The sequence below is a fragment of the Streptomyces coryli genome (genome assembly GCF_011044975.1).
Classification (GTDB): Bacteria; Actinomycetota; Actinomycetes; order Streptomycetales; family Streptomycetaceae; genus Streptomyces; species Streptomyces coryli.
In genome coordinates this window covers 23,204-33,448 of record NZ_JAAKZV010000069.1, presented here as the reverse complement: position 1 = coordinate 33,448, position 10,245 = coordinate 23,204, and the positions used below count along the sequence as shown (strand labels likewise).

At 69.8% G+C, this 10,245-nt stretch carries 10 protein-coding genes; 4 read left to right on the top strand and 6 right to left on the bottom strand.

Annotated features, from left to right (window positions below):
- Window positions 1–70: 70 nt before the first annotated feature.
- From G5C51_RS17525 to G5C51_RS17505, 5 genes are all read right to left on the bottom strand, one after another.
- Window positions 71–1,135, bottom strand: coding sequence for an ABC transporter ATP-binding protein (locus tag G5C51_RS17525; RefSeq protein WP_165238375.1), 1,065 nt, complete (start codon window positions 1,133–1,135; stop codon window positions 71–73).
- Window positions 1,110–2,135, bottom strand: coding sequence for an ABC transporter ATP-binding protein (locus G5C51_RS17520; RefSeq protein ID WP_165238373.1), 1,026 nt, complete (start codon window positions 2,133–2,135; stop codon window positions 1,110–1,112). The genes G5C51_RS17525 and G5C51_RS17520 overlap by 26 nt, the downstream gene beginning before the upstream one ends.
- A gap of 6 nt (window positions 2,136–2,141) precedes the next feature.
- A complete protein-coding gene (locus G5C51_RS17515; protein ID WP_165238371.1) occupies window positions 2,142–3,074 on the bottom strand; it encodes an ABC transporter permease in 933 nt (310 codons plus the stop codon).
- A complete protein-coding gene (locus G5C51_RS17510) occupies window positions 3,067–3,990 on the bottom strand; it encodes an ABC transporter permease (protein WP_165238369.1) in 924 nt (307 codons plus the stop codon). Before G5C51_RS17510 ends, G5C51_RS17515 begins: the two co-directional genes overlap by 8 nt.
- Window positions 3,991–4,086: 96 nt before the next feature.
- Window positions 4,087–5,703 carry a peptide ABC transporter substrate-binding protein gene (locus tag G5C51_RS17505; protein ID WP_165238367.1) on the bottom strand — a complete coding sequence of 539 codons (1,617 nt, stop codon included), beginning with the start codon at window positions 5,701–5,703 and terminating at the stop codon, window positions 4,087–4,089.
- 231 nt (window positions 5,704–5,934) lie between these two features.
- Between G5C51_RS17505 and G5C51_RS43060 the strand changes: the two genes are divergently transcribed.
- From G5C51_RS43060 to G5C51_RS17485, 4 genes are read left to right on the top strand one after another with little or no spacing between them, the layout of a single operon-like run.
- Window positions 5,935–6,846: an ABC transporter ATP-binding protein gene (locus tag G5C51_RS43060; protein WP_165238365.1), complete on the top strand. Its 912-nt coding sequence runs from the start codon at window positions 5,935–5,937 to the stop codon at window positions 6,844–6,846.
- Window positions 6,843–7,577 (top strand): ABC transporter permease, encoded by a 735-nt coding sequence (locus tag G5C51_RS43055; protein WP_165238364.1) that lies wholly within the window; start codon window positions 6,843–6,845, stop codon window positions 7,575–7,577. Before G5C51_RS43060 ends, G5C51_RS43055 begins: the two co-directional genes overlap by 4 nt.
- Window positions 7,578–7,580: 3 nt before the next feature.
- Window positions 7,581–8,768, top strand: coding sequence for a sensor histidine kinase (locus tag G5C51_RS17490; protein WP_165238362.1), 1,188 nt, complete (start codon window positions 7,581–7,583; stop codon window positions 8,766–8,768).
- Entirely contained in the window at window positions 8,765–9,370 is a 606-nt protein-coding gene (locus tag G5C51_RS17485; RefSeq protein ID WP_165238360.1) for a response regulator transcription factor, read from the top strand. The genes G5C51_RS17490 and G5C51_RS17485 overlap by 4 nt, the downstream gene beginning before the upstream one ends.
- 43 nt (window positions 9,371–9,413) lie before the next feature.
- Here G5C51_RS17485 and G5C51_RS17480 read toward each other — a convergent pair whose 3' ends face one another.
- Window positions 9,414–10,244: a transglutaminase-like domain-containing protein gene (locus G5C51_RS17480; protein ID WP_165238358.1), complete on the bottom strand. Its 831-nt coding sequence runs from the start codon at window positions 10,242–10,244 to the stop codon at window positions 9,414–9,416.
- Window position 10,245 lies beyond the last annotated feature (1 nt).

Here is a 10,245-nt window from a genome sequence, read left to right as displayed (position 1 = left end):
CCCCCAGCCACCCCCGCCCCGCCCCAACCTTGCTGGGGCGGGGCGGGGGTGGCTCCGGGCTGCCTCAGGGCTAAAGCATCGTCCGCTCCTCCGCAAAGTGGCACGCGCTCGGATGCCCCGACCCATCCCGCACCACCAGCTCCGGCACCTCGACCGCGCAGCGGTCCTCCGCCTTCCAGCACCTCGTGCGGAAGCGGCAGCCCGACGGGGGATTCGTCGGGGACGGCACGTCCCCCTCCAGCACGATCTGCTCCCGCTGCTTCTGCAGCACCGGGTTCGGGACTGGGATCGAAGAGAGCAGCGCCTGGGTGTACGGGTGGGTCGGGTGGTCGTAGATCTGGGTGTCGTTCCCGGTCTCGACGATCTTGCCCAGGTACATCACCGCGACCCGGTCCGAAATGTGCCGGACCACGCTCAAGTCATGCGCGATGAAGATGTACGACAGGCCGAAGTCGTCCTGGAGTTCCTCCAGGAGGTTCATCACCTGGGCCTGGACCGAGACGTCCAGGGCCGATACCGGCTCGTCGCAGATGATCACTTCCGGGCGCAGGGCCAGTGCTCGTGCGATGCCGATGCGCTGGCGCTGGCCGCCGGAGAATTGGTGGGGGTAGCGGTTCACGTGGTCCGGGTCGAGGCCGACGACCTCGAGGAGTTCCTGGACCTGGCGCCGGGCCGAGCCCTTCGGGGCCGCGTCCTTGTGGATGGAGTACGGCTCGCCGATGATGTCGCCGACCGTCATTCGCGGGTTCAGCGACGTGTACGGGTCCTGCAGCACCATCTGGATGCGGCGGCGCATCCGGCGCAGTTCCGCCTTCGGGAGGCGGAAGATGTCCTGGCCGTCGAAGAGGACCTGGCCCGAGGTCGGGCGCTCCATCGCCATCAGGACCTTCGCGAGCGTGGACTTGCCGCAGCCGGATTCGCCGACCAGGCCCATCGTTTCGCCGCGGGCGAGGGAGAAGTTCACCCCGTCCACGGCCCGTACGTCGCCGGTCTTGGTCTTGAAGACGATCCCCTGCGTCACAGGGAAGTGCTTCACCAGGTCGCGGACCTCGAGGATCGGGGCTGCGGCCGCGGAACGGGGAGCCGGTACGGCGTCCGACTTGGAGACGTCAGTCACCGAGCACCTCCTCGGCATAGTGGCAGGCGGACAGATGGCCGGGCGCCGGCTCGCGCAGCGCCGGGACCTCGACCGGGCAGCGGTCCGTGGCCCGCTTGCAGCGCGGGTGGAAGGCGCAGCCGGACGGGATCGCGGCCAGGTTCGGGGGCTGGCCGGTGATCGGGACCAGCCGCTGGCCCTTGGAGGCCAGGGTGGGGACCGAGGCCAGCAGGCCTTCCGTATACGGGTGGCCTGGGCGGGCGTACAGCTCTTCGACGTCGGCCTGTTCGACGACCGAGCCCGCGTACATGACCACGATCTTGTCGGCGACGTCCGCTACCACGCCCAGGTCGTGGGTGATCAGGATCAGGCCCATCTCCATCTCCTCCTGGAGCTTGGCCAGGAGCTTCATGATCTGGTTCTGGACCGTCACGTCGAGCGCCGTCGTCGGCTCGTCCGCGATGATGATGTCCGGCTCCAGCGCCAGCGCCATCGCGATCATGATGCGCTGGCGCATGCCGCCGGAGAACTGGTGCGGATAGTCCCCGAAGCGGGCGGCGGCGGACGGGATACGGACCCGGTCCATCAGCTCGATCGCCTTGGCCTTGGCCTCCGCGCGGGACGCCTTGCGGTGCACCCGGAACATCTCGGCGATCTGGATGCCGACCGAGTGCACCGGGTTCAGCGCGGACAGCGCGTCCTGGAAGATCATCGCGATCCGGTTGCCGCACATCGCCCGGCGCTCGCGCTCGGGCAGCGTCAGCAGCTCCTGCCCCTGGAAGCGCACCGAGCCGCCGGTGACATGCGCCGGCGGGGTGTCGAGGATGCCCATCACGGCCTGCGCGGACACCGACTTGCCGGACCCCGACTCGCCGAGGATGGCGACGGTCTGACCCTTCTCCAGGGTGTACGAGAGGCCGTTGACGGCCCGTACCGTCGAGCCCTGCATGCGGAATTCGACGTGCAGGTCCTCGACTTCGAGCAGCGGGTGGTGCGCCCCGGCAGCCCCGGTCTTGCTCACATCTGTCAGTTCAGTCATCGTGCGTCACCGCAGCTTCGGGTCGAAGGCGTCGCGGACCGCGTCGCCGAGCATCAGGAAGCTCAGCAGGGTCAGCGACAGGAAGATCGCGGGATAGACCATCAGATACGGGTGTTCCAGGAACTCCGCTTGCGCATCCGCGAGTTGCACGCCCCACGACAGGCTCGGATAGTCCAGGCCGACGCCGAGGAAGTCGAGCACCGAGGCCGCCGAGATGGCCAGGGCGATGTTGAGCGTGGCGTAGATGAAGACCGGGGCGATGGCGTTCGGCAGGATGTGCCGGAAGATCACCCGGAGGTCGCTCGCGCCGAGCATCTTCGCCGCGTGCACATAGTCCTGGTCCTTGGCGGCGATCACTTGCCCGCGCATCAGCCGGGTCATCGTCGTCCACATCATCGCGGAGAGCACCAGCACGATCGCCCAGATGTCGTGCTCAGGGAAGGCGGTCAGCACCACCAGCGCGCCGAGGATGAAGGGCAGGCCGAAGGCGATGTCCGTGATCCGCGAGATGAGCATGTCCAGCCAGCCGCCGTAATAGCCGGACAGCGAGCCGAGCAGCACCGACAGCAGCAGCGCCACCAGCGTGACGGTGATGCCGATGACTATGGGGGCGCGGGCGCCGTGCACCATCTGCGCCCAGTAGTCGCAGCCGGAGACGTCGAAGCCGAAGGGATGCTCGGAGCCGCTGAACGGATTCAGCGACTCGGGGCCGGTCTTGGCCATCCGGGCATTGCACTGCTCGTTCGCCTCGCGCGAGGTCCACAGCGAAGGGAAGGCGGCCATCGAGCCGACCAGCAGCAGGAGCAGCAGGCCGGCGATGAAGGACGGCTTGCGCCGCAGCTCCCGCCAGGCGTCGCCGGCCAGTGAGGCACTGCGGCCCGCTACGGTGCCGCCGGTGGTCGCGGTGGCCGCGGCGGTGCCGGACTGGGTGTTACTCATAGCGGATCCTCGGGTCGAGTACGCCGTACAGGAGGTCGACGATGAGGTTGGCGAAGAGGTAGATCAGCACCAGGATCGTGGTGACGCCGACGACGAGGGTGCCCTGCTTGGTCTGCACGGCCTGGAAGATGCCCTGGCCGATGCCCGGCATGTTGAACACCGCCTCGACCACCAGCGCCCCGGACATCAGGCTGCCCAGGTCGACGCCGAGGTAGGTGACCACCGGGATCAGTGAGTTGCGCAGCAGATGGCGGACCACGACGCGGTGCTTGGGCAGGCCCTTGGCGCGCGCGGTGCGCATGTAGTCGGCGCGCAGGTTCTCGGCGATCGACGTCCGTACCAGCCGGGCGACGAAGGCGAGCGAGAAGGAGCCGAGGACGATGCCGGGCAGGATGTAGCTGACCCAGCCCTCCTGGGTCCCGGCCACCGGGAAGATGTCCCATTTCACGCCGAGCAGCAGCTGCGCGCTGTACGCGACCACGAAGGTCGGCACGGCGATGATCAGTGTGGTGCCGCCGAGGATGACGCGGTCGGTGAACTTGCCGCGGCGCAGGCCCGCCCACACGCCGAGCGTGACGCCGGCGACCAGCTCGAAGACCCAGGCGACGAGGGCGAGTTTGAGCGTCACCGGCCAGCGGGACTCCAGCGCGGAGGTCACGCTCTGCCCGTAGAAGGTCTCGCCGAAGTCGCCCTGGAAGGCGTTCGCCATGTACTTCGCGTACTGGACCACCAGCGGGTCATCGAGGTTGTAGCGCTCGTGCAGGGCGTTGATGACCGACTGCGGCAGCGGTTTGGAGCCCGCCAGGGCCTGGATCGGGTCACCGGGGAGCGCGAAGACCATCGCGTAGATGATGAAGGTGGTGCCGATGAGGACCGGGATCATCTGCAGAATCCGCCGGACCGTGTACCGCCACATGCCGCACTCGCCTCCTTCCGTAATGCGGGGGTGCAGACGCGAGCGAGGACGGAGCCGTGGTGCTCGGCACCGTCCTCGCCGCGTTCCGTACGGGGGTTACTTGACGGTCACGTCCTCGATCCGGACGCCGTTGCCGTCATAGGCGTACGAATCGATCGGCACCTCGCCGAGCTTCTCGGAGGCGATGGTGAAGTTCTGCCAGTTCCACAGCGGGGCCATCGGCATCTCGTCGATCGCGATCTGCTGGGCCTCGTTGTACTTGGCCTCCCGCTCGCTGTCGGTGCCGGCGGCCTTGGCCTCGTCGATGAGCTTGTTGAACTTGTCGTGCGTCTTGCCCTTCCAGCCCATCCGGTTGCCGACGCCCCACATGCTCGCGAGGTAGTTCTCGGCGCTCGGGTAGTCCATCACCCAGTTGTTGCGGTACGGGCCGTTCTGCTTCGCCTCGTTCAGCGTGGTCAGGTAGTCGGAGTCCGGGACCTTCTTGAACTTGGCGTTGATGCCGAGGTTGTCCTTCAGGTTCTGGGCAACGATCCGCATCCACTTCTCGTACGTGGGGTCGGCGTTGGAGAACCACAGCGTGAGGTCGCCCTCGAAGCCGCCGGCCTTCTTCAGCAGCGCCTTCGCCTTGGCGGGGTCGTACTCGCAGAACTCGCCGCAGGCGTCGGCCTGGTAGCCGGGGACGATCGGCGGGGTCAGCGACTTCATCGGCTTGAAGCCGTTGTCGTAGACCGCCTTGACGATGCCCTCGCGGTCGATCGCCATGGAGATCGCCTTGCGCAGGTCCGCGCTCTGGTACTTCTTCTCGAACAGCGGGAAGCCGAGGTAGTCCATGGTGCCGGCGGGGATCGTCTGCAGCCGGTCGCCGACCTGCTGCTTGGCCGCCTTGACCTTGTTGGCGGGCACGGTGCCGATGTCGAGGCCGCCGCCCAGGACGTCGTTGTACTGGGTGTCGTCGCTGGTGTAGACGCGGAAGGTGACGCCGTCGACCTTCGGCTTGCGGGTGCCCGTGTAGCCCTTGGTCTTCTTGACCTTGATCTGCTGGTTGTGCTCCCACTTGCCGTCCATCTGGAACGGCCCGTTGCCGACCGGGTTCTCCTTGAAGGCCTTCGGGTTGTCCAGGGCCTCCTTCGGCAGCGGCGCGAAGGCGAAGGGGGTGGCGAGGGTGAGCGGGTAGTCGCTGAACTTGCCGGTCAGCTTCACCGTGAAGGTCTGCTTGTCGACGACCTTGAGGCCGGACAGCGTCTTCTCCTTCGGCTTGCCCTCCTCCGGGTTCAGCGCGTCGTAGCCGTCGATGTTCGCGAAGTAGTAGTTCGCGGCGGCGCCGTTGGGGCCGTAGGCGGCGTTGTTCCAGGCGTCCACGTACGACTCGGCGGTGACCGGGTCGCCGTTGGAGAACTTGCTGCCCTTGCGGAGCTTGACGGTCCAGTTCTGCTGGTCCGTCGATTCGACCGACTGCGCGTCGAGCATCTTGACCTTGCCCTGCGGGGTCAGCTCGGTCAGCGGGTCGAAGAGGGCGTTGATGACCGTCGACGAGTACGAGCTGGTGGTGAACCCGGGCGTCAGATTGTCGGGTTCGTTGATCCCCTCGACGAAGGTGCCGCCCGTCTTGCCCTTGTCCCCCTCGCCGCCGCCGTCGTCGCCGCACGCCGTCAGCACCAGGCTGCTCGCCGCAACCACGGCGAACAGCGGGGCTGCGCCTCGCCAACGTCTCATAGCCGACCTCCTCAAGGCACACGGGGCGATCCCGCGCAAAATGTTCATGGGAATGTCATGTCCCGCGGGAGTGAGCTTGCTGGTGGCGCAGCGGTTTGGGAAGTTACTTTCATCGACCTTGATGAGATTGAAATAAACCTTCAGGACCGTCCGCGACACTGACATCTGTCATCTCAAGGACCGGATCGACGGCACTGCCGCGCACCCCCTGGGGGGCCGCAGGGTGGTGCCATGACCATCACCACTACAGCCGCGGTCGCCTTCGAAGGCGTGGGTAAAGCCTTTGGTCCGGTACGGGCCGTCGCCGGCCTCTCCGTCACGCTGCACCCCGGCGAGACCGTCGCCCTTCTCGGTCCCAACGGGGCCGGCAAGTCCACCACCCTCGACCTGCTGCTCGGGCTCCGTAACCCCGACGCCGGCCGCGTCGAGCTCTTCGGCACCACGCCGCGCGCGGCGATCGCGGCCGGGAAGGTCGGCGCGATGCTGCAGAGCGGCGGGCTGATGGAGGGGGTGAAGGTGCGCGAACTGGTGCGCCTCGCCTGCGACTTGCACCCGCGCCCGTATCCCGTGGATCAGGTGCTGGCCGCCGCCGGCATCGCGGAGATCGGCGACCGGCTGGTGGAGAAGCTCTCCGGCGGCCAGCAGCAGCGGGTGCGGTTCGCGCTCGCCACCGCGGGCGACTCCGACCTGATCGTCCTCGACGAGCCGACGACCGGCATGGACGTCTCCGCGCGCCAGGCCTTCTGGGCGGCGATGCGGGCGCAGGCCGCGCAGGGGCGGACGGTGCTGTTCGCCACCCACTACCTGGAGGAGGCCGACGAGGTCGCCGACCGGGTGCTCGTACTGCACCGCGGGCGGCTGCTCGCCGACGGCACCGCCGCCGAGATCAAGGCGCGGGCGGGGGCGCGGCGGATCGCCTTCGATCTGGACGGTCCGGTTCCGGAGGAAGTGCTGTGCGATTTGCCGGAGTTGCGGCACTTCGAGGTGTCCGGTCGGACAGTACGCATGCAGTCCGGCGACGCCGACGCCACCGTGCACGCGCTCTATGCCGCCGGGCTCTACCCGCGCGGCCTGGAGGTCTCCGGGCTCGGCCTGGAGCAGGCGTTCATCGCCATCACCACCGCGGAGGACGAGGACAAGTGAAGACGCTCATCAAGCTCGAGGTGCTGCGCAGCCTGCGCAACAAGAAGTACATGTTCTTCTCGGTGATTTATCCGGCGGGGCTGTACCTGCTGATCACCGCGGGCGGCAATGACGCGATCCAGGGCACCGGCCTGGACATGGCCGAGTACTTCATGGTGTCCATGGCCGCCTTCGGCGCCCTGACCGCCGTGCTGCTGACCAACAGCGAGCGTATCGCCAAGGAGCGCGACTCCGGCTGGGTGCGGCAGCTGCGGCTGACGCCGCTGCCCGGGCGCGGGTATGTCGTGGCGAAGATCGCCGCGGCCGCCACGGTCACGCTGCCCTCGATCGTGCTCGTGCTGATCACCGGCGCCACGGTCAAGGGCGTCCGGCTCGACGCCTGGCAGTGGCCGGCGATCGGCCTGGCGACCTGGGTGGGCAGCTTCGTCTTCGCGGCGCTCGGCGTCGCCATCGGCTATCTGGTCACCGGCGACGCCGTCCGGCCCGTCGCCATGGTCGTGTACTTCACCCTGGCGATGCTCGGCGGCCTGTGGGTGCCGTTCACCACCTTCCCGGACGTGCTGCAGACGGTCGCCGACATCCTGCCCACGCACCATTACGCTGCCCTTGGCCAGGCCATCGAGGCCGGCGGCGGACCGCATGCGGCAGATATCGCGGTGCTGGCAGCGTGGCTGATCGCCTTCGTCGCGCTGGCAGCCTGGCTGTACCGACGCGACACGCGGAAGGCGTGAGCAATGCCCGCTGAGAAGAGCTGGCCGCCCTGGCGGAACGTCGACGACGACACCCTGCCGGCGATCGGCCGGCCGCCGGTGACCCGCAAGCAGTTCCTGATCAAGCTGGCGTGGGTCTCGATCTGGATGGTCTATCTCGCCGCGCCCGTCGGCGATTTGCTCGACGGCGGGCATACGGCGGTGGCCACGGTCATCGGCTGGGTCGGCCTGGCCGGGTTCATCGTGACGTACCTCGCGCTCGTCTTCCGTACGAAGGACCAGGATCACCCGCGCTGGCTGTACGGCGTCCTCGCGGCGATGGCCGCGCTGTCGGTGCTGCTGTCGTACGGGCTCGGCGAGGCGTGGCTGGTGCTCTTCGTCTACACCACGGTGGCCTGCGGCGCGGTGCTGCCGACCCGGCACGCGCAGTGGGCGATCCCGGCGTGCGCCGCCGTGCTGGCCGGGATCGGCCTGCATCTCGACGAGAACCGCGACCTGCTGCCCGGGCTGCTCATCCCCACCCTGCTCGGCGGCTTCGCGATGGTCGGCGTACGGCAGATCGTGCTCACCGTGCGCAAGCTGCGCGAGGCGCGGGCGGCGGTCGCCGAACTCGCGGCGAGCGAGGAGCGGCTGCGCCTCGCCCGCGACCTGCACGACCTACTCGGCCACTCGCTGTCGCTGATCACGCTGAAGAGCGAGCTGGCCGGGCGGATGCTCCCGGAGCGGCCCGCGGACGCGGCGGCGCAGGTGGCGGACATCGAGAAGGTCTCGCGGCAGGCGCTGGTGGACGTACGGGAGGCGGTGTCGGGCTACCGGCGGCCGCAGTTCGCGGTGGAGCTGGCCGGCGCGCGGGTCGCGCTGGCGACGAGCGGGGTCGAGGTGGTGGCCGACGCGGTCGAGCTGCCGGAGGCGCTGTCGCGGGACGGGGAGGCCGCGCTGGCCTGGGCGTTGAAGGAGGCGGTGACGAACGTGGTCCGGCACGCGGACGCGGGGCGCTGCGAGATCGCGGTGTCCGTCACCGTCGACGGCGAGGTGTGCCTGTCCGTCGTGGACGACGGGGTGGGGCCCGCGGGCGGCGAGGGCAACGGGCTTGCCGGGCTGTCGGAGCGGCTGGTGCTGGCGGACGGGCGGCTGGAGACCGGTCCTGGGGCGCGGGGCGGGTTCGCGTTGCGCGCCTACGTGCCCCTGGCGCGGATAAGCTCGCCGGCATGATCCGCGTGCTCCTCGCCGAAGACCAGGCCATGGTGCGCGAGGCGCTCGCCGCGCTGTTGTCGCTCGAGGACGACCTCGACGTCGTCGCACAGGTGTCGCGCGGCGACGAGGTGCTGGAGGCGGCCCGTAGCGCCGAGCCCGATGTGGCACTGCTCGACATCGAAATGCCCGGCCGCACCGGCCTCGACGCCGCCGCGGAGCTACGGGACGCGCTGCCCGGCCTCAAGGTCGTCATCCTCACCACCTTCGGGCGGCCCGGCTATCTGCGCCGCGCGATGGAGTCGGGCGCCGACGCGTTCCTGGTGAAGGACGCCCCCGCCGCCGAGCTCGCGGACGCGGTCCGCCGCGTGCTGCGCGGGGAGCGGGTCATCGACCCGGCCCTGGCGGCGGCCGCCCTCGCGGACGGGGCGAGCCCGCTCACCGAGCGGGAGCGGGACGTGCTGCGGGCCGCCGCGGACGGCGCCTCGAACGCCGAGGTGGCCCAGGCGCTGCACCTGTCGCACGGGACCGTACGCAACTATCTGTCGACGGCGATCCAGAAGACTGGGGCGCGGAACCGCGCCGACGCGGTGCGGATCGCCCGCGACAAGGGCTGGCTGTAAGCGGCGATCGGGGGTCTGGGGGCGGAGCCCCCGGAATCCGCCGTCAGTTCAATCGCGCCCGGGCCAACCGGGCTTCCCGGCGCACCCGTTCCGCCGCCCCCGGCTCCACCTCCGCGACCACCGACGCGTACTCCTCCAGCTCGCGCGCCCCGTCCGCGAACTCGCCCCGCTCCACCAGCAGCCGCGCCCGCTCGTAGCGCAGCCGCGCCGGGTGGGCGGGCAGCAGCAGGGACAGGTCCAGCGCCCACAGCTGGACGTCCGTGCGCTCGGGGCGGGAGGCGGCCCAGGCGCGGATGTTGTTCAGGATCCGCAGCACTATTTCCAGCGGGTCCGCGGGCCGCAGCATCGACGGCGTCAGGCCCGCCCCGGTCGCGCCGACCACCAGCAGCTCCGCGTCCCGGTCGGCCAGCGGGCGGCCGCCGTCGAACGGGTCGGCCAGCACCAGCGAGTCGCCGGCCGCCGTGCCCGGATCGCCGAAGCCGACGACGAAGTGCCCGGGCAGCGCCACCCCGTAGACCGGCGCGCCGGCCCGCCGGCACACCTCGATCCACACCACCGACAGCAGGATCGGCAGCCCGCGCCGCCGCCGCAGCACCTCGTGCAGCAGCGACGACTCCAGCCGCCGGTAGTCCGCGGGCGCGCCGCGGAAGCCGCACTCCTCCCCGAGCAGCCGGGCCGCGGCGTCCGCCCAGGAGTGCGGGCTGCCCGGCCGGTACGGGAGCCGCCCGGCCAGCTCGTCGAGCTCCATCTGCGCGGCGTCGATGCCCTGTTCACCGAGGTCCGGGTCGGCGACGGCGCCGATCAGCAGGCACAGCCGGGCCAGGTCGGGCCGCTCGGCCCGCGCCTCGTCGGCGAACTCCTGCCGTGGCTCCATG